Annotated in this window: 17 protein-coding genes, 2 tRNA genes and 2 pseudogenes; 11 read left to right on the top strand and 10 right to left on the bottom strand. The window is 60.8% G+C overall.

The genetic code is table 11. The features are described 5' to 3' along the window. Both VCK47_RS17955 and VCK47_RS17950 read right to left on the bottom strand, forming a co-directional pair. Positions 1–2,110: pseudogene (locus VCK47_RS17955) on the bottom strand (hypothetical protein); the annotation flags it as partial. Positions 2,111–2,942: 832 nt separating this feature from the next. Further along, positions 2,943–3,017: transfer RNA gene (locus VCK47_RS17950), tRNA-Thr, on the bottom strand. Between the two features lie 85 nt (positions 3,018–3,102). On the opposite strand from VCK47_RS17950, the gene VCK47_RS17945 reads away from it, so the two are divergent. The 11 genes from VCK47_RS17945 to VCK47_RS17895 all read left to right on the top strand — a co-directional run bounded on the left by VCK47_RS17945 (position 3,103) and on the right by VCK47_RS17895 (position 9,684). Then, positions 3,103–3,252 carry a hypothetical protein gene (locus VCK47_RS17945; protein ID WP_322892246.1) on the top strand — a complete coding sequence of 50 codons (150 nt, stop codon included), beginning with the start codon at positions 3,103–3,105 and terminating at the stop codon, positions 3,250–3,252. Between the two features lie 6 nt (positions 3,253–3,258). After that, a complete protein-coding gene (gene murA, locus VCK47_RS17940) occupies positions 3,259–4,524 on the top strand; it encodes a UDP-N-acetylglucosamine 1-carboxyvinyltransferase (protein ID WP_322892247.1) in 1,266 nt (421 codons plus the stop codon). After that, entirely contained in the window at positions 4,521–4,982 is a 462-nt protein-coding gene (locus tag VCK47_RS17935) for a DUF2948 family protein (RefSeq protein ID WP_322892248.1), read from the top strand. The genes murA and VCK47_RS17935 overlap by 4 nt, the downstream gene beginning before the upstream one ends. Positions 4,983–5,038: 56 nt before the next feature. Continuing rightward, positions 5,039–6,346: a histidinol dehydrogenase gene (hisD, locus tag VCK47_RS17930; protein ID WP_322892249.1), complete on the top strand. Its 1,308-nt coding sequence runs from the start codon at positions 5,039–5,041 to the stop codon at positions 6,344–6,346. 1 nt (position 6,347) lies between these two features. Beyond that, positions 6,348–6,827, top strand: coding sequence for a UPF0262 family protein (locus VCK47_RS17925; protein WP_322892250.1), 480 nt, complete (start codon positions 6,348–6,350; stop codon positions 6,825–6,827). A gap of 1 nt (position 6,828) precedes the next feature. Beyond that, the gene (locus VCK47_RS17920) at positions 6,829–7,311 is read left to right on the top strand and encodes a low molecular weight phosphatase family protein (protein ID WP_322892251.1); all 483 of its coding nucleotides are present in this window, start codon (positions 6,829–6,831) and stop codon (positions 7,309–7,311) included. A gap of 106 nt (positions 7,312–7,417) precedes the next feature. Further along, complete coding sequence (gene infA / locus VCK47_RS17915; protein WP_007205486.1) at positions 7,418–7,636, top strand: translation initiation factor IF-1; 219 nt, start codon at positions 7,418–7,420, stop codon at positions 7,634–7,636. Positions 7,637–7,716: 80 nt separating this feature from the next. Beyond that, positions 7,717–8,322, top strand: coding sequence for a nucleoside triphosphate pyrophosphatase (locus tag VCK47_RS17910; protein WP_322892252.1), 606 nt, complete (start codon positions 7,717–7,719; stop codon positions 8,320–8,322). Next, complete coding sequence (locus VCK47_RS17905; RefSeq protein ID WP_322892253.1) at positions 8,319–9,353, top strand: ribonuclease E/G; 1,035 nt, start codon at positions 8,319–8,321, stop codon at positions 9,351–9,353. The genes VCK47_RS17910 and VCK47_RS17905 overlap by 4 nt, the downstream gene beginning before the upstream one ends. Continuing rightward, the gene (locus tag VCK47_RS17900) at positions 9,353–9,535 is read left to right on the top strand and encodes a DNA gyrase inhibitor YacG (protein WP_322892254.1); all 183 of its coding nucleotides are present in this window, start codon (positions 9,353–9,355) and stop codon (positions 9,533–9,535) included. Before VCK47_RS17905 ends, VCK47_RS17900 begins: the two co-directional genes overlap by 1 nt. A gap of 74 nt (positions 9,536–9,609) precedes the next feature. Next, positions 9,610–9,684, top strand: a tRNA-Phe gene (locus VCK47_RS17895). A 174-nt stretch (positions 9,685–9,858) separates the two neighbouring features. Here the strand turns inward: VCK47_RS17895 and VCK47_RS17890 are convergent. The 8 genes and pseudogenes from VCK47_RS17890 to VCK47_RS17860 form a co-directional block, all read right to left on the bottom strand. After that, positions 9,859–10,419, bottom strand: a complete 561-nt coding sequence (locus tag VCK47_RS17890; RefSeq protein WP_322892255.1) for a hypothetical protein — start codon at positions 10,417–10,419, stop codon at positions 9,859–9,861. A gap of 541 nt (positions 10,420–10,960) precedes the next feature. Next, positions 10,961–13,174, bottom strand: coding sequence for a hypothetical protein (locus VCK47_RS17885; RefSeq protein WP_322892256.1), 2,214 nt, complete (start codon positions 13,172–13,174; stop codon positions 10,961–10,963). Beyond that, positions 13,164–14,864 carry an Hsp70 family protein gene (locus VCK47_RS17880; protein WP_322892257.1) on the bottom strand — a complete coding sequence of 567 codons (1,701 nt, stop codon included), beginning with the start codon at positions 14,862–14,864 and terminating at the stop codon, positions 13,164–13,166. The genes VCK47_RS17885 and VCK47_RS17880 overlap by 11 nt, the downstream gene beginning before the upstream one ends. A 171-nt stretch (positions 14,865–15,035) precedes the next feature. Then, positions 15,036–15,316, bottom strand: a pseudogene (locus VCK47_RS17875) (IS5/IS1182 family transposase); the annotation flags it as partial. A 148-nt stretch (positions 15,317–15,464) separates the two neighbouring features. After that, positions 15,465–15,794 (bottom strand): DUF637 domain-containing protein, encoded by a 330-nt coding sequence (locus VCK47_RS18010; protein ID WP_416236693.1) that lies wholly within the window; start codon positions 15,792–15,794, stop codon positions 15,465–15,467. A gap of 166 nt (positions 15,795–15,960) precedes the next feature. Beyond that, positions 15,961–16,263, bottom strand: coding sequence for a hypothetical protein (locus tag VCK47_RS17870; protein WP_322892258.1), 303 nt, complete (start codon positions 16,261–16,263; stop codon positions 15,961–15,963). Then, positions 16,263–16,595, bottom strand: a complete 333-nt coding sequence (locus VCK47_RS17865; RefSeq protein WP_322892259.1) for a hypothetical protein — start codon at positions 16,593–16,595, stop codon at positions 16,263–16,265. Before VCK47_RS17865 ends, VCK47_RS17870 begins: the two co-directional genes overlap by 1 nt. Positions 16,596–16,937: 342 nt before the next feature. After that, a complete protein-coding gene (locus VCK47_RS17860) occupies positions 16,938–17,228 on the bottom strand; it encodes a hypothetical protein (RefSeq protein WP_322892260.1) in 291 nt (96 codons plus the stop codon). Positions 17,229–17,814: the final 586 nt, after the last annotated feature.

Raw genomic sequence — 17,814 nt, 5'->3', positions numbered from 1 at the left:
TGTAGACCGTCACATTGCCGTCATTGGCCAGCGTGATCTCGTAGCTGATCACATCGCCCACAGCCGCATAGCTCGCCCCGGCCGTGATCGTCTTGACCACCGCAATCGACGGATCCTGCGCCAGTGTCACCACGGTCGGCGTGCCGGGGGTCTGTGCGCCCGGAGGCACCGGCGCGCCGGCCGCATCCGTGCCCGCCGCCGATTGCGCGCTCACAGGCACGCCTGCGGGGTCATCGCCCGTCGCTGTCGCAAGGTTCGTCACCCCGCCCGCATCCACATCGGCCTGCGTGACCACATAGCTCGCGCTGAACGCCGCAGAGGCGCCCGGCGCAAGGCTCGCCACGCCCGCCGGCGCGATCGCCGACAAGCCGGGCAGCGGATCGCTGACCGCCACATCCGCCAGCGTCACATTGCCGGTGTTCGTCACGTCGAATGTATAGGTGATCACGTCACCCACAGCGCCCGTGCCACCCAGTGCCGCCGACTTCACCACCGCAATCGCGGGGTCCTGCGTGGCAAGCACCGTTGCGGTGCTCGGCCCAGCGGTGGCCGTGCGCCCGCTTATCGTCAGCGCGGCGGTTGCAGTGTTCACGACCGCACCTGCATCCAGATCGGCCTGCGTGACTGTATAGGAGCCAGTACAAACCCGCGTGCCACCGGGCGCGATGGAGCCCGCGGGGCAGGTAACCGTCGGCACCAGCGGATCGCTGATCACCGGCGGCGAGGGCAGCGTTGCGCCGCCTGTATTCGTAATGAGGAATTGGTAGCTGATCACGTCACCAGCGGCCGCGTAACTTGCTGTGGGGCTGGTCTTGCCCAGTGTGAATCGCGCAACGGGAACGGACTGGGTGATCTGGTTATTGCCAGCCGTGCCAACCGTCCCGCCGATGCGGTCGTTGAGGGCGCCGGTCTGGCCGGTGAAGGTGATTGCGTTCCCGCTTGCGCTGGCGGGAATCGCATAGTCAAAAGTACAGACTGTCCTGTTGTTTGGCGCTATCGGCGAGATCGACGCTGGCACAGCCGGTGTACAGGTCAGATTCGAGATGGTGCCGATATTGACCGACGGCGCACAGGTGGCGCCGCGTGCCGTGTTGGGGCCGTTGTTGGTGCAGGTCAGCGTCAGGCCGGAATAGGTTGCGCCGGGAATGACCGCAGCGGGCAGCGCGCTGAACGCAGGCTGCATATCGGCCACTTCACCGGAAACACCAATGAAAAAGCCCTCTGCACCGTTGGTGGGCCATGCCGTTCCGCCCTGATTGCTGCGCATATAGCTGCGCAGAAAGACAGTGCTGACCGCGTCGCCCAGCACCTGGACCGAGCCGCAAGCACCGCTGTTTGCGGCGGAGCACACCGAACCGGGGTTCGCCACGCCGTTGTTGATCTGATTGCCCGACACCACAAAAGCATCATTGCCCGACAGACGGGCAATCCCGGTCGCTCCGCTGGATTGGGCCGCAATAAAGTCGAATTCGATGGTAAAGTTCTTGCCGCCAGCGTTTCCACCCATACCTGCAAGATGAAGCACGGGATTGGACAAGGGCGTGCTGAAATCCAGCCGGATGTCCGCAAAATAGATCCGACCGGCATTCGGCGCGCCCGCCGCCCGCAAACCATTTGTTCGCGCCTCCAGAAGGAAGGCGTGGTTTAGCGCAACATCAATCCCTGTCCCAGCCGTCACGCCGGGCAAGGACGTGAACTGGTTATTCTGCGCACCGCCAAAAAGGTTCATCCGTGTATACAGCGGATCGCCCACATCGTTACCGCCGATCATCAACCCGTTTGCGGCGAAATTGGTGCCGTTGGCATATTGCTGGTTCAGAATCCGTATCGTCACCGCTGGCGATGGCGCTGAAATCGCAGTGAATGTGTTTGCGCCCGCGTTATCGGCGTTGTTGAACAAGGTCGCCGATGACGGGCCTTGTGTCGGGGGGGTCGCGGCGGTCGATGCACCCGCAGAGGTCATTTCAGAACTGGGCAGCGGCTGCGCCTGCGCAGAAGACGCCATCAGCAGCGTCAAGACGCTCAGGATCACCACAGCAAGCTGTTGTGCAAACAAGCGGCCGGCTTCCTTCATCCGGAAGGACCGTGCAAATACACTGGCTTTACGCATGAGTCTGGCTTTCTGAAACGCAGGGCACAAGCCATGCGGCTGCATGGCGTGCTGTTGGCTGGAGATCGAAGATTGCGGGTGTTCTATCAGCCTGTGACCGCGGCCGTGACCGCGCCATCGAACAGGCTGGCTGCGCATGCGGATAAAGCATGCGCACGAATGGATAAAACGACCCCAATGGTGCGCACGGTGTCGCGGGGCGCATGCAAGACGCCCATGGTTGCAGCTGTCGTTGAGGGGGTGAGGCGAACGTCAGCATGCAAGCTCGCCGAACAAGCTTGCCTTTTGAGCATCAGGCCCGGCCAAAAAGCCGAGCGGAATCAGGGGGGAAAACGCACTCACGTGCGTTTTTGCAACGCATGCCCAGCCCGACAGACAGGCCAGATCAGAACGCACTGCGCCGATACTCTTTACGACAGGAACCAAGACAACCACTTAAACTTTTACACTAATTGTGCACTAACAGCTCTTGGCTTTTGCGACAAGCAAAGATTGGGGCCGCCCTGAATACTAAGGTCTATGGTTGTGCAAAACCTGCTTAGGCTGATCTGTCATTGCGCGATCTGCGACACGTGTCAGGCGTGGGCGCGACTGCGTTTGACAGGTGTGCAAACGGCCATATCCATGCCGCGATCCACGTGTCGGGGGTCAAAGGTCGAACAGCTAGGCCATCGGAAACCTGACGCCGTGCCGGCGCAGTTCGCATGATCACTTTGTTGCAGGAAATGCGCACAAGGGTCCGGCGACACAGCGCGGCGCGCCCGGACCCTGCAAACGTAAGATGCGGAAATCCGTTGCGGTCAAAAACCTAAATCATGCGGGTGAATTTGGATGGTGCTGTGAGAGAGGATTGAACTCTCGACCTCACCCTTACCAAGGGTGTGCTCTGCCACTGAGCTACCACAGCATCCGTGAGGCGGGGGATTACCGACATTCGCCTGCGCGTGCAAGCCCTCTCTGGACGGTTTTTGCGGGTCTTGCTAACAGGGTGCATGGATAGCAAAGACAGCAAGCCACAGCCTGCCAAGACCGCCCCAACCCGCGAAGAACGGTTGAAAGCCGCGCTCAAGGCCAATATGGCCAAGCGCAAGGCACAGGCGCGTGCGCGGGCCGCGGCAACGGACAGCAAAAAGAAAGACTAAAGCGATATGGATTCCATTCTGGTCAAGGGCGGCGCGGCACTCAACGGCAAGATCCAGATCGCGGGGGCCAAGAACGCGGCGCTGGCGCTGATGCCTGCGACGCTGCTGTCGGAGGAACCGCTGACGCTGACCAATGCGCCGCGCCTGTCGGATATCAAGACGATGACAGCACTTCTGCAATCCTTGGGCGTCGAAGTCACGTCGATGCAGAACGGCAAGGTGCAGGTGCTGTCGTCGCATGCCATGACATCGACCCGCGCGGATTATGAAATCGTGCGCAAGATGCGGGCGTCCAATCTGGTGCTCGGCCCGCTCTTGGCGCGGCACCATCAGGCGATTGTGTCCCTGCCCGGCGGTTGTGCCATTGGTGCGCGGCCGATGGATATTCATGTGACAGCTTTGGAAACCATGGGCGCCACCATCGAGCTCAAGGACGGCTATCTGCACGCCACCGCCAAGGGCGGGCTGAAAGGCGCGCGGGTTGCGCTGCGGTTCGCCAGCGTGGGGGCGACCGAAAACGTGCTGATGGCCGCGACGCTGGCCAAAGGTACGACGATCATCGAAAACGCCGCGCGCGAGCCCGAAATCGTGGACCTCGCGCAATGTCTGCGCCGCATGGGGGCCCAGATCGAAGGCGAAGGCACCAGCACGATCACGATTGAAGGCGTGGACCGTCTGGGCGCTGCGACTCACCCCGTCGTCACCGACCGGATCGAGCTTGGCACTTATATGCTGGCCCCGGTCTTTGCGGGGGGCGAGGTGGAATGTCTCGGCGGGCGCATGGATCTGGTGGGGTCCTTTGCCGAAAAGCTGGCCGAGGCGGGAGTTGATGTGTCGGAAACCCCTGATGGGCTAAAGGTCAAACGCAACGGCAGCCGCGCCAAGGCCGTCAATGTCACCACGGCCGTGTTCCCCGGCTTTCCGACCGATCTGCAGGCGCAGATGATGGCGATGCTGTGCACTGCCGAAGGCACATCGGTGCTGGAAGAAAAGATTTTCGAGAACCGCTTCATGCATGCACCCGAACTGATCCGCATGGGGGCAAAGATCGACGTGCAGGGCGGGACCGCCACGGTGCAGGGTGTGGACCGTCTGAAAGGCGCACCTGTCATGGCGACGGACCTGCGGGCCTCCGTGTCGCTGATCCTTGCAGGGCTGGCGGCAGAAGGCGAAACGCTGGTCAGCCGCGTCTATCACCTTGATCGTGGGTACGAGCATGTCGAGGAAAAGCTGCGTGCTGTCGGCGCCAATATCGAACGGGTATCGGCATGACCGAGGACGCCAGTTTCCGCGACGGGGCGGACAAGCCTTTGCGCCTGCGCGCGCTTGACGCGGATGATCTGACGGTGATCGCCGCGATCACGCAGGATGCCGTGTTTCCCGTGGCGGAAATGCGCTGGGACCGCAAGGCGCGCCGCTTTGCCCTGCTCATCAACCGATTTCGCTGGGAAAACGGGCGTCAGCAGCCCGAGCGCGTGCAATCCGTGCTCGCCTTCGAGGATGTGATGGCCGTGCAAAGCCAAGGCATCGACAAGGCCGACCATGATCTGGTCTGTTCGCTTTTGTCGATCAGCTTTGCCCCTGCCGCCGATGGCGCGGGACGGGTCGAGCTGACGCTGGCAGGTGACGGTGCCATCGCTTTGCAGGTCGAGGCGCTGGAGGCTGTGCTGCGCGACGTCACGCAACCCTATGCCGCCCCGTCGGGCAAGGCTCCAAAGCACCCCGACTGATACCATTGAAGCGGGTCGCGGTCCCCGCTATGTCCCCTGTCACGAAGGAGACATCAATGCCGCAATTCCTGTCCACGACCGATCCCGATTTCGAGGCCCGCTTTACCGCCCTTCTGGGCGCAAAACGCGAGGATAGCCCCGATGTCGATCATATCGTGGCCGAGATCATCGCCGATGTGCGCGCGCGCGGCGATGCGGCGGTCATTGAGCTGACGTCGCGGTTCGACCGGCTGGACCTGACGCCCGACACCTTGCGCTTTACGCCCGAAGAAATCGCCGCCGAATGCGCGCTGGTCTCGGACGAGGACCGCGCGGCACTCGAACTCGCCGCTGCGCGCATCCGCGCCTATCACAGCCGCCAGATGCCCGAGGATGCCAGCTGGACCGATGAGACGGGTGCGATGCTCGGCTGGCGCTGGACGCCGGTGTCGGCGGCGGGGCTTTATGTGCCGGGTGGGCTCGCCAGCTATCCCTCCTCGGTGTTGATGAATGCGATTCCGGCCAAGGTCGCGGGTGTTGGGCGCCTTGCCATCGTCGTGCCGACACCCGATGGCGTGACCAATCCGCTGGTCCTGATGGCGGCCCAGATCGCGGGCGTGGACGAGATTTACCGCATTGGCGGCGCGCAGGCGATTGCGGCACTGGCCTATGGCACCCAGACCATCCCGCCCGTGGACAAGATCACAGGGCCGGGCAATGCCTTTGTCGCGGCGGCCAAACGGCGGGTGTTCGGCAAGGTCGGCATCGACATGATCGCGGGCCCGTCCGAAATCCTTGTCATCGCTGACAAGGATAACGACCCCGACTGGATCGCGCTTGATCTTTTGTCGCAGGCCGAACATGACGAAAGCGCGCAATCGCTGCTGATTACCGATGACGCGGCATTCGGGCGCGCGGTGGCAGAAGCCGTCGACAAACGCCTGCAAACGCTGGAACGCCGCGCCATCGCAGGCGCCAGCTGGCGCGATTTTGGCGCGATCATCACGGTTGCGGATATGAACGAGGCTGTGGCCCTGTCCGACCGGATCGCCCCTGAGCATCTGGAACTTTGCACGGCGGATGCCGATGCATTGGCAGGCCGGATCACCCATGCGGGCGCGATCTTCATTGGCGGTTGGACACCCGAGGCGATCGGCGATTACATAGGCGGGCCCAACCATGTTCTGCCGACGGCCCGGTCGGCACGTTTTTCGAGTGGATTATCAGTGATGGACTTTATCAAACGCACCACCCTGTCGCGCATGACGCCCGACGCGCTGGCCGCCATCGGCCCCGCCGCCGAACGGCTGGCGAAATCCGAAAGCCTGCAAGCCCACGGGCTGAGCGTGCGCGCGCGCCTTGACCGGCTCAACCGGGGGGTCTGAGATGCCGCGCATCGTCAATATCACTCTTGATGACAGCGGGTTGCCCGCACCCACGCCCGAGATTGATCAGGAACGCAAGGTCGCGATGTTCGACCTCTTGGAAGACAACACCTTCGCCATGCCCCCGCGTGATGACCGTACCGTGCCGGAAGGGCCGTTCCAGCTGGGCCTGTCGATCCGCGAAAAGCGGCTGGTGTTCGATATCCAGTTGGAAGACGGGACACCTGCGGGAGAGTTTCATCTGTCGCTCGGGCCCTTCCGGCAGGTGGTGAAGGATTATTTCCAGATCTGCGCCAGCTATTTCGACGCGGTCAAAACCCTTCCCCCCAGCCAGATCGAAACCATCGACATGGCCCGCCGCGGTATCCACAACGAAGGGGCGCGGGTGTTGCAGGAACGGCTGGAAGGCAAGGCGATCGTCGATAACGACACCGCCCGCCGCCTGTTTACGTTGATCTGCGTGCTGCATTTTGGGGGCTGATGTGGACGATACCGGCAAATACGCACCCCTGCCCCAATCGGTGCTGTTTTGCTGCGATCACAACTCTGTGCGATCCCCGATGGCCGAGGGGATCATGAAAAAGCTTTATGGCAAAAGGTGTTACGTCCAGTCGGTCGGCGTCAAGAACGATATGGAGATTGACGGTTTCGCCGTCACCGTCTGTGCTGAAATCGGGGTCGAGGTGGCGCGCCACCGGTCGCGGTCCTTTGACGAGATGGAACAATGGGGGGATGATCTATCGTCCTTCGATCTCGTGCTGGCATTGTCGCCCGCCAGCCAGCGGCGCGCGCTGGACCTGACGCAGTTTTTCCATATGGATGTCGAATACTGGCCGATCCTCGACCCCACCGGCATGGGCGACAACCGCGAGGCGCGGCTGGCGCTCTACCGTCAGGCCCGCGACCAGATTCACGACCGCCTTGTCGCCCGCTTTGGCCCCGCAACCAACGATCAAGCCGAATGACGTAGGTGCCATTCGCCGCAGACGCATATTTGCCCTTGAAAAACGCACCGGACAGGCGCATTTAGCAGCGGTCCGCAAACAGCGGACGAGATATACAGGAGATCACATGGCCAAGGAAGAACTGCTCGAATTCCCAGGTGTCGTGAAAGAACTTCTGCCGAACGCGACATTTCGGGTCGAGCTGGAAAACGGCCATGAGATCATCGCGCATACGGCAGGCAAGATGCGCAAGAACCGCATCCGCGTTCTGGCCGGCGACAAGGTGCAGGTCGAAATGACCCCTTATGACCTGACAAAGGGTCGGATCAATTACCGCTTCAAATAGCGTGAAACACAGTTTCACGCAGCATGGGTAAGCGTTTGGCCGCAGGCGAAATGCGGCCCTGCAGCGGTTGCGGAGATCACATGACCACCCTGCCCCCCGAAACACGCTTGAAACTCATCCTCGGCTCTGGCTCGCCCCGGCGGCTGGAGCTTTTGGCGCAATTGGGGGTCACCCCCGATGCCGTGCGCCCGCCCGATATCGACGAGGATGTACGCCGCGCCGAACTGCCGCGCGATTACGTCAAGCGGATCGCCACGGAAAAACTCGCCGCGATGGTGGCGGATGACGATACTGTCGTGCTCTGCGCCGATACGACCGTTGCACTTGGTCGCCGGATCATGGGCAAACCGCGCGATGCGGGCGAAGCGGCGGCGTTTCTCTATGCGCTGTCGGGCCGCCGGCATAAGGTCATCACCGCCGTCGCTGTCAAGCGTGGCATCCGCACATGGCTGCGCGATGTGCAAAGCACCGTCGCGTTCAAACAGCTCTCAGACGCCGAGGTGAACGCCTATCTGGCCAGCGGCGACTGGCAGGGCAAGGCGGGCGGCTATGCAATTCAAGGGGCTGCTGGCGCCTTTATCCCGTGGATCAACGGGTCCTATACCGGCATCGTCGGCCTGCCGCTTACCGAAACTGCCGGACTGCTGACAGCGGCAGGCTATCCACTCTACAAGGACGCACCATGAAGGGTCGCAGCATCATCCTCGATCATGTGAACGGGCTGGAGGCTGCCGCCTATCTGGTTGACGGCAAGCTTGACGACCTGCTGATCGACCAGACCGACGCCCCCCGCCCCGGTGCGATCTATCGCGCGATCTGTGACCGCCCAATCAAGGGGCAAGGCGGCATGATGCTGCGCCTGCCCGACGGCGACACAGGCTTTCTGCGCGCGAGCAAAGGGCTGCGGCAGGGTCAGGCGCTGCTGGTGCAGGTCACAGGCTATTCGGAGGGCAGCAAGGCTGTCCCCGTCACCGATCGCGTACTGTTCAAAAGCCGCTATGCGATTGTCACACCCGGCAAGCCGGGCCTGAACATCTCGCGCCAGATCGTGGACGAGGATATCCGCGACACTCTGCTCGCCATCGCGCATGCGGCGCATGAGGGCGAGCACGGGCTGATCCTGCGATCATCCTGCGAAACGGCGACCGAGGACGAGATCACCGAAGATATCGCCGCTATGCTCGCCCTGGCCGATGCCGTGCTGGCCGATGCGACGGGTGACAGCCCCGAGGCCCTGACCGAAGGTGACAGCCCGCATGTGCTCGCCTGGCGTGACTGGACCGGCGCAAGCGAGATTGTCACCGATCCGGGCAGTTTTGCCAGCCACGGCGTGCTGGACCAGATCGCGGCACTGGGTCAGGCGCTGGTGCCGCTGGGCGAAGGGCAGATGTATGTCGAACCCACCCGCGCACTGGTCGCCGTCGATGTGAACACCGGTAGCGACACGACCCCTGCGGCGGCGCTCAAGGCCAATCTCGCTGCCGCCCGCGCCTTGCCGCGCGCCTTGCGGCTGCGGGGGCTTGGCGGGCAGATCAGCGTGGATTTTGTCTCGATGTCCAAGACACATCGCAAGCAGGTCGAACAATCCCTGCGCGCCGCTTTCAAGAACGATCCGGTCGAGACATCGCTGGTGGGCTGGACGCCGATGGGCCTGTTCGAACTGCAGCGCAAACGCGAACGGCTGCCCCTGCCAGCGGACCTGCTGAGGCGTCTGTGATGGCCTGCCCGATCTGTAACCGGCCTACCGAAAAGGCCTATCGTCCCTTCTGTTCGCGCCGCTGCGCCGATGTCGATCTGGGCAAATGGCTGACCGGCAGCTACGCCATTCCGGCAGGCCGCGACGACGCCGAGGACGATGATCCCGACCTGCCGCAAGACGATGACGGGAAACTGCATTAAGCCCGCCTTTCCCTCTGGACACCCGCGCAGCCCCCGTCTAAAAGCGCGCTACCCGACGGTTCAACCGTCCCCGTGCCCGGGTAGCTCAGGGGTAGAGCAGTGGATTGAAAATCCTCGTGTCGGTGGTTCGATTCCGCCCCCGGGCACCATTTTTACAGAATAGTAACAATGCGTTGGCGCGCGCCACCGATGTGGTTTCGCCGTTCTAACGGGCTGCGGGTTTCAGCGGACAAAGATCGCCATCGACTACCTTTTCGACGCTAGGCAAAAAGTCTTGCCTAGCGAACCTTCTTGCGGCACTGCATTCTTTGCGCCAGTCCACGTCATTGCTCCGCGACGAAAATGCCTTCTATTGTGCCACTGCCATTTGGTCCGTCATATGAACCGGCAGCATTGCCAATCATAAATTCGGCAGCGTCGCCCCTGAAAAAGCCAATCACTCTCACCTCGATGTCTCGGCCATCGGATAACGAGCCAGTAGCTTCTGCACGATAGGAACAACAAGTTGGGAAAGTGCTCTCATCCCAGCCAACGGTGCCGCGCAGTGTGGTACCATCAGCGGATCGAAAGTTGTCGAACCTTCCAGCGGTTGTCGCGTCATCGAAGCCAACACTCACAAAAACGGTTGATCGGATGTCCGCATCAGAAAAGTCACCGCTTCGGTTGCGATCAAGGACAAAGGCGGCGAAGCCTGTATATGTCGCCGACCCGCTCGGCAATTCCGTTGGTGTCGGAGGGGAAAGATCGCTGAACCGGTCAGCAAGCGATACACCTTGATCTTCCAATTCCGCAAAGCTCAGGGAATTGTCTGCACCACTTCCCGCGCCGCATGCGGCTAGTAGAAGTGGCAGCGCCATAAGACATGGCAGTTGGACGTATTTCATGTGACTGTTTCTTTCAAGATCGACCGCCGGAGCGGAGCCATTGGCAGGGACAAATTGCGCTGCATTTGTCCCAAACAGAGGGATAAGGGATACTACCAAACGGTAGCATTTCGGCTGTCACCGGACGCGGGACCGCAGCGCATTTATTTTCCAGCGTCGCCACGCTCTTGCAGGTCTTGTCGACAAGGTTGACGTCGCGCGAAGAATGCCGCGCCACAGAATGTGGTGTCAGTTCTAACAGGTCCGCGATGCGGCATTGATCGCGCCCCGCTTCGCGCAGCGGCATCTCGACAGTGCGGGACAGCGCCGCCTGCTCCGGCCCGGTCTTGAAGCGGTGCCAAACGGTGGAAATGCCGTCCTAGATGTCCAGTCCCGGCTTCTGGTGGTCCGGATTTGGTATGGACCGATCCAGCTCTAAAGTCCCGATCTTGCAGATGCAGGCGTTTCACTATCGCCGGTCAGTTTGAACAGCATCAGACAGATACACGCACCTCGCCATAAGCCACTCGACCCGCAAACGCGTCGATTTGCAAAACGAACCTCATTCCATATTTCCCACAGCGGACATGTCGAAACCGATGCGCGTCATCTCGTCAATCATCAAATCCCAAGTAGTGGCGCGCTGTTGCGGGTCGCCCTGAAAGGCCCTGTAAAGATGCGGCTGATAGGCCAGCGCCTGACGGATGGTGGCGCGATCTTTTGCTGCTTCACCCGCAGAGGGATGGCCAAGGATGACGGCATACTGCCAAAGCACCTGATCGCGGATCAGGCGGACATCGTCGGTATCAGGCAAAGGCGGGTGCCGCTCCTCGCTGGTTAGGCGCAGCATCAGGTCGCGCATCAGGACATCCGAGGGCGCGCTCAGGTCGATGGTCACCGCATCGTCTGCGGTGTCGATCCAGTCCTGCGGCCAGTCCTGTTCATAAAGCGCGATCACCATGCGGTCGCGGCAGGCCTGCGCACCGCCCTGCGGACAGTGCACTGTCAGGCGATTGTCGATGGCATCCTCGGGCAAGGCGCAGGTTGGGTCCTGCAATGCAGCATCGACCTCATCAGCCCTGTCGATTCTGCACCGGACGGATGGCGCACTCTCGACAGGCGCGGCCGGCCAGCCTCCGACCAGCGCCAAAGGCGTCAGCGTTGTTGGCAATATGAGGGTCTGATCGGATGCAATCTGGCCATCCACAGCGAACTGCGGGGCGAACATGGGGAAGGTTTCGCTGCGCACCATGCCTGCAAAGATTTGTACAGGGCCTGTTTGACTGAAGCTGGAGCCGATCCATGGCCAGGTTTCCGGCAGCCAGAGGCGCACATCCATATCATTGGTCGTCGGATACTGTCGGGACACAACGACCGCGCGCTCGAGTGATGCGATATGCCAGCCTGCCAAAGGGTGTGGCGGCGAAACTTCCATCGCGCGGATGACCGTGTCCTGCAGACGGATGCTCAGCCCACAGCGCAGCGGTTGCTGGAAATCTTTGTGACAGCGGATCATCGCATCAGGAAACTGCCAGCGTTCGGCAAGCGTCATTGCGGGGTCCAGCGGCCCGGTCTGCGGGGTGTCACGCTGAATGAACAGCGTGGGTGGTATCTGTTGGAACGACAAAACGTCGCCGAGGAACGCTATATGCATGGCCTGATTGATCCCGCCTGCACCTTCCCGGACGTCTCGGGCCGAGACAAATGGCCGTTGTTCCGTCATCGGATCAATCAGCAGTGACGCGATCAGGATCGCCACGCCTAACCGGAACAGCAATGCAGGCTTGACCCGCCAGACCGGTCGCACCAGCCAACGTCCAAACGCACGCGACCGGCGGGTGATGACCGGATGGATACGGGCCGCAAAGGACAGTACCGGCAGGACCAGCGCGCGCCACAGGACATAGTAGAAGAAATAGACCGCCGCTGTCACAAAGGCTCCGCCAACGGTGCTGGTCAGGTTTTCTGGCGTCGTGACCCCGAATAGGCCCAGCAAGGCCACAATCGTCACCGCACCGCCGCCCACGACAAGAGGCGGGGCAACCCATTGCGAAAACGCCGACTCCTGCGTCTCGTCGATCTGGATGGGGATGGACGGCGGTGGGGCAGCACCCAGAATTATCTCCTGCGTCGCGCGCGCATGGGGAAACCGGCGTTGAAAGCCGACACCATCGGCGCGCCAGCCAAAGAACGCATCTGCGGCGAGTATCCACTTGTCTGGCGGCGTTTGCCCTTGATTTCCGATGGCTTTCACAAGATTGCGTTCGACCGCACGCACCATATCGGGGGATTCGGACTGCAACGCCGCAAAGACCGGGTCCCAGTCCGAGTATGTATAAACCCGTGCGGCAAGCAGCTTCTCAACCTTGTCGGTCAACCGCTGAGGTGGCGCCACTTTCCATGGCGACGGGGTCGCCTTGGGTACGATGACAGGATCGTCGGCCTGTGGTTCAACCGCCTCTTCGGTCGTGTCAGCGGGCAGGTCTTGTTCCGTAACGGCGGGGTCCGGCTGCACAAGCGTCGCGCGCGGCTGGCGCGGCGGTTCCGGTGTGTCGCGGATGGCATCCCCCACCAAACTGCGGCGCTGGGGTCGCGCGCCATCGCTGCGCGCCAAGGCAAAGTCATAGGCCGACCGCAAACGCTGGAACGCATCCGCATCCTCTGGCGGCAAGGACTTGAGCACTTTGGCATAAGCGCGCCGGATGGTGCGAGCATCCTGCGTCGGCGCATCAAGCGCCAGTTCGTTCCACGGCCACCCCGCGCCGTTAGCGGACATAGCCCGCCTCGATCTGGGTGACGATCTTGCCGATCCGGTCGCGGGTCGCGGCAATCGCCCTTGGGTCCTGACTGGCCATTACCAGCTCGAATTCATTCAGCAACTGCTGCAGAAACATCCGGTCCTCGCCCAGCAGCATTTCATAGAAATGCTTGAGCGTCTCGATCAGCGCCTGATTTTCCGCCATGTCGCGCGGATGCACGGCGATCGCCTCCAGCGCCTGCAGACGGCGCGCCTTTTCCTTGGGTGTCATCGCCGAGGCAAGGTTGTCGACGACATCCTTGATGACCTCGCCCGTGGACAGCACCGTGACGGTGACCGCCAGCAACCCGCTGACGTCATAACTGAACCGCACCTCGATCTGCTCGCGGCCCTTTGGCGCGCGCGGCACCGGCACGAACAGCTCTGCCAGCTTGATATTCTCGGATGAAAACGGCGACTCGCCCTGATAGATCCGCACGAGGATCTCGATCTGGTTGTCGACTGTCGTGTTGAAATACTGGCTGCGGCTGGCGGGCAGGATGGTGTTGCGTTCAATGATCGGGGCAAAGCGGTTGTGAACCTGCCGGTTGTTGATTTCCGAGGATGAATCGATGCCGAGCGAAAAAGGTGCCACATCGGTCATCACCACATCATCAAGCGCTTCGTGCCGCGCGATCAGCCCCGCCTGCACCGCCGCCCCCAGAGCGATGGCCTCGTCAGGATCGACGCTGCGTTCGGGCAGGCGACGGAACACCTTGGCCGCGACAGAGCGCACCTCTGCCATGCGCGTCGCACCACCGACAAGGATGACCCTGTCGATATCCTCTACCGAAACGTTGCAATCATTCAGACAGGTATCAATCGGCCTGCGCAGCCGCGCCATCAGATCGCCCGTGATCGCCGCCGCCCGCGCGGAATCAAGCGCGAAGCTGTATTCCTTGCCCGCCGCCATCACCTTGGCGCTGGCAGCATCGGCACCAGCCAGCTTGCGCTTGATTTCCTCGGCCACCGCAAGGATGGATTCGCAATCCCCCTTACCAAGCTTGGCCCAGTCCAGCCCGACGCTGGACGCCAGCTCGCGCGCGATGGCATCGGTGAAATCCTCGCCGCCCAGCCGTGCATCACCGGAACTGGCGCGCACCTCCATCACACCGTCGAACATCTCGAGGATCGACACATCAAACGTCCCGCCGCCCAGATCAAGCACCACGAACCGGCTTTCACCGTCGCGGTCCAGCACACCCGCCGCCAGCGCCGCAGCCGTGGGTTCGTTGATCAGCCGTTCCACCCGCAACCCCGCGATTTCGGCCGCATCCTTGGTAGCCTGCCGCTGGATGCCGTTGAAATAGGCAGGCACCGTGATGACCGCGCTGTCCACATTGCGCGAAAGCGCTGCTTCGGCATCGTTTTTCAGACTGCGCAGCACCATCGCCGACAGGTCGGTCGCGGTATAGGCTTTCTTGCCAAGCATGATCTGACGGTCGGTCCCCATGAGGCGCTTGAAACGTGCCGCCGTCAGGTCGGGGTGGCGCACCAGCCGCATCTTCGCGGCGCGCCCCACCAAAAGCGTCTTGCGATCATCGGCCAGCCCGACGACCGAAGGGGTCAGTTTTTCGCCCAAAGCATTCGGAATGATCCGTGGCCCGCTGTCCTCATAGATCGCGACGAGAGAGTTGGTGGTTCCGAGGTCAATGCCGATACAGGTCATTCTGTTACACGCGTCTTGCTTGGCATGGGTCTGCATACTGTCCTGTGGTCACTGCCGTTAACGGAGGTATCACATCTCCCCAGAGTTGAACGCAAGAGGTTTAACCCGCGATTTATCTGTGTTGCACAAAGCTTGCGATGTGACAGGTCCCCCCTTCCCCAGACGAATGCACCCCACGGCTTCTGCAAGCGCGATGCAAAGGGCAGTGTATCCGTTCAGGAGGGGGATACGGATCGAGATCGTTGCGACCTGTCAGGCAAAGTCACGCGCCATGCGGCGCTGGCCCGGCAGTTTCAGACCGTGCATCTTGGTCTTGACGCAGCTTCGCTGGTGATACCAGCTCCGGTTTCGTCTGAACGCCGTTTCGCCGCCCGCAGGCCCTCGTTTCTGGCGACCGCACCAGCGGTGACAGTCTTTCGCGACTTCGCGGTCTGGCGGGGCGGGATGATGGCGATTTGTGCAACAACTCCAGATCGCTGTGGAAGCATTTGCTGCCCGGCCACCTGACATCAAGTCACCGACGCTTGCGCCCAGGATTTGAGCACCTCAATTCTGATGGAGGTCCGATAACAGTGTCTAGGCTTCCTTTAGATACCCCGCCTAAACCGACTTCGCCCGACCTGCGGCGAAGCCGGAGGCACAATTGCCGCCCAAGGCCTCGCCCGCGGCACAGCTCATCAGCCCGTGTAGGGCGGCGTGGGACAGATCGCCTTCGGCGTAGCGGCCGGCCTGGACCCCATCCCCGATCCCGCTTTGCAGATCCGCCATCACGAGGCTGATGGCATTGCTCCGCATGCTGGCGGCATAGCTGTCGAGGAAGTCTGTCCCGTGGACCGCTGAGCTGAGCCCTCCTGAAAGGGTGGCGTCGTTACTGCCTGCACCACACGCGCCTGCGCTGGTGCGATCAAGCTCAGGGCGACGCAGAGGCAAAGAAGGAGTGGAAGGATGCGCATGAAATTTATTGGCCCATCGTGGGCTGGAGAGCTATTCGCTTACGGCTATCTAGTGCGGAAGTATGGGTGCGAGCACCCATCCTACGCTTGCTATCGGTATCAAACTGGAGACAGCAGAATAAACAGAGGCGTTGAAACAGTAATCAAGCGTCCGTTTCCTTTACATAAGGAACATATTTTCCCGTAGACTCTCCATCGAGCCAAAGTCGGCCACAGCTATTGCAAAACACTACCGATGCGGACGCCTTGTGGACCTCATGCAAGAGAAAATCTAGTTTGGCAGCATCTTCCGAGACAAAAGGCGAAGCTCCGAGACCTGATAACTGTTCGAGCAGTTTTGGCAGGTTTTCACTCAAGAAAGCCTTGTCGAGAAGAGCTTTCTCGTATTCTTCAACACCAGTCTTCAGTTCGATTATGGCACCACATTTACAATTCAGGTATCCCATCAATCTGCACCTGTCAGGTTGTTCACAACAGAGCGATCAAATTGCCTTAGTTGTCCGTTTTGCAAGAAGAGCAGCGTATTTGCGTTTCTGGTCGATGGATTGTTGAAAACACGAACTGCGGAACTGTACATATCAACCTTCGAAAAATCTGAGGGTACGCTGACGATCACCGAGTCAGCTTGACCACCGGCGATGTTGTCAACGACACCACGAACCACCGTATTCTGCGTGGGGTTAGTTGGAGTATATTCATCCACGCGCCCAAAGCCGTCGACGGTGAAGTCTGGTCTTCCTACTCCCTCAGCGCCCAAGTTCCGCTGCACGATGTTCACACCATAGTCATTAGATGTAAACGAATCTGCGGCAGCTTGTTCATTCCTCCTAGGCTGAACCGGATCAGGATTGTTGACCGCTCCGATGCGAGGAACTACGGCGTTACCCGCCGTGCAGCATGGCGGTGAGGGTCGTGTCGTTTTCTGCCTGCACGACCCGCGCCTGCGCTGGCCCGATCATGCTCAGGGCGAGGCAGAGACTAAGAAAGAGCCGAAGGATGCGCATGCAGTTTATTAGCCCATCGGGAGGTGAAGAGCTATCGGCTTACGGCTGCATCTAACGCTGAACCATGGGTGCGAGCACCCATCCTACGCTTGCTGCGCTATCCCAAGGCCAGAGTATCAGGTGACAGATGAAGCGGAGTGATCAGACACAAAGAGGGATATCCATACGGGAATGTCTTCCTTTAGATCAACATAATCATCCCAGTATTGAAGCCCTAAATGGTCGAGCCGGTGACTAACTTCGGCTAACGATTCAAAATCAAAGTAAGGCCCATAAACAAGCAAGTGCGCTGCTTCACCACTGGGCTTATCGAATGCCAACAGGGCAGAGGTTTCTTGGTGAGACAGGCCGAGGTTGGTCAAAGCCTCGCGCCTGATGACCAGGGACTTTTCAGGAAGTCTAACCATAAACACAACCCTCAGTTTGGAATGGTGACGCAGTCCGGTACGTGAATTCGAACGTTTTGGATGGGAGTACTGGTCGCCGGCTGGTAGATAACTCGGTCAAGGCCTGTACTGCTCCCCGTGCCACTGTGCATCATGGCCTTGGGAGCTGGGAAATCAATCCAAATGCTACCTGTCGCCCCGGGAGGCCTTCTTTCAAATTGCTGCATCACGAAAACCCTTGGAATAGATGCGCCCGGCACGTCACCAACCGCTGAAGGAATCGCTGTGCCTTGATTGTCCAGCCACATCCGCGCTTCTTGTGGCGAAACTCAACGCGAAACGTAGGTATAGCCGTCGGGCAATGCTCCATCGGCCGCACCGGGCCCACGCGGATACACTGTCTTGAAATTTCCACGTGGCGCAGGTGGCGCTTCAGGAATTGCGGCTACTGTCCTACCTGTGGCCACCCCATCAGCAGCATCCGCCTGATTTCTTGCGCTGCGATCGCCGCCCGTAAATTTGTCGACAACCCGTTGCGACATTCTTGTCGAAATCTGACTGTTCAAGACCCCAGTTGAACGGGCCATTGATGTGCCAAGAAGGCCCT

Origin of the sequence: Yoonia sp. 72 (assembly GCF_034652275.1) — a bacterium.
In the GTDB taxonomy this organism is placed as follows: domain Bacteria; phylum Pseudomonadota; class Alphaproteobacteria; order Rhodobacterales; family Rhodobacteraceae; genus Yoonia.
The sequence above is the reverse complement of the archived record's forward strand: the minus strand, read 5'-3'. Positions and strand labels throughout refer to the sequence as shown.

Bases quoted from the DNA above. Each gene is read 5' to 3' on its own strand.
- infA (WP_007205486.1), top strand. From the start codon at position 7,418: ATGGCCAAGGAAGAACTGCTCGAATTCCCAGGTGTCGTGAAAGAACTT.
- murA (WP_322892247.1), top strand. From the start codon at position 3,259: ATGGATTCCATTCTGGTCAAGGGCGGCGCGGCACTCAACGGCAAGATC.
- VCK47_RS17860 (WP_322892260.1), bottom strand. From the start codon at position 17,228: ATGGTTAGACTTCCTGAAAAGTCCCTGGTCATCAGGCGCGAGGCTTTG.
- VCK47_RS17905 (WP_322892253.1), top strand. From the start codon at position 8,319: ATGAAGGGTCGCAGCATCATCCTCGATCATGTGAACGGGCTGGAGGCT.
- VCK47_RS17945 (WP_322892246.1), top strand. From the start codon at position 3,103: ATGGATAGCAAAGACAGCAAGCCACAGCCTGCCAAGACCGCCCCAACC.
- VCK47_RS17870 (WP_322892258.1), bottom strand. From the start codon at position 16,263: ATGGGATACCTGAATTGTAAATGTGGTGCCATAATCGAACTGAAGACT.
- VCK47_RS17880 (WP_322892257.1), bottom strand. From the start codon at position 14,864: ATGACCTGTATCGGCATTGACCTCGGAACCACCAACTCTCTCGTCGCG.
- VCK47_RS17890 (WP_322892255.1), bottom strand. From the start codon at position 10,419: ATGAAATACGTCCAACTGCCATGTCTTATGGCGCTGCCACTTCTACTA.
- hisD (WP_322892249.1), top strand. From the start codon at position 5,039: ATGCCGCAATTCCTGTCCACGACCGATCCCGATTTCGAGGCCCGCTTT.
- VCK47_RS17935 (WP_322892248.1), top strand. From the start codon at position 4,521: ATGACCGAGGACGCCAGTTTCCGCGACGGGGCGGACAAGCCTTTGCGC.
- VCK47_RS17900 (WP_322892254.1), top strand. From the start codon at position 9,353: ATGGCCTGCCCGATCTGTAACCGGCCTACCGAAAAGGCCTATCGTCCC.
- VCK47_RS17910 (WP_322892252.1), top strand. From the start codon at position 7,717: ATGACCACCCTGCCCCCCGAAACACGCTTGAAACTCATCCTCGGCTCT.
- VCK47_RS17925 (WP_322892250.1), top strand. From the start codon at position 6,348: ATGCCGCGCATCGTCAATATCACTCTTGATGACAGCGGGTTGCCCGCA.
- VCK47_RS17885 (WP_322892256.1), bottom strand. From the start codon at position 13,174: ATGTCCGCTAACGGCGCGGGGTGGCCGTGGAACGAACTGGCGCTTGAT.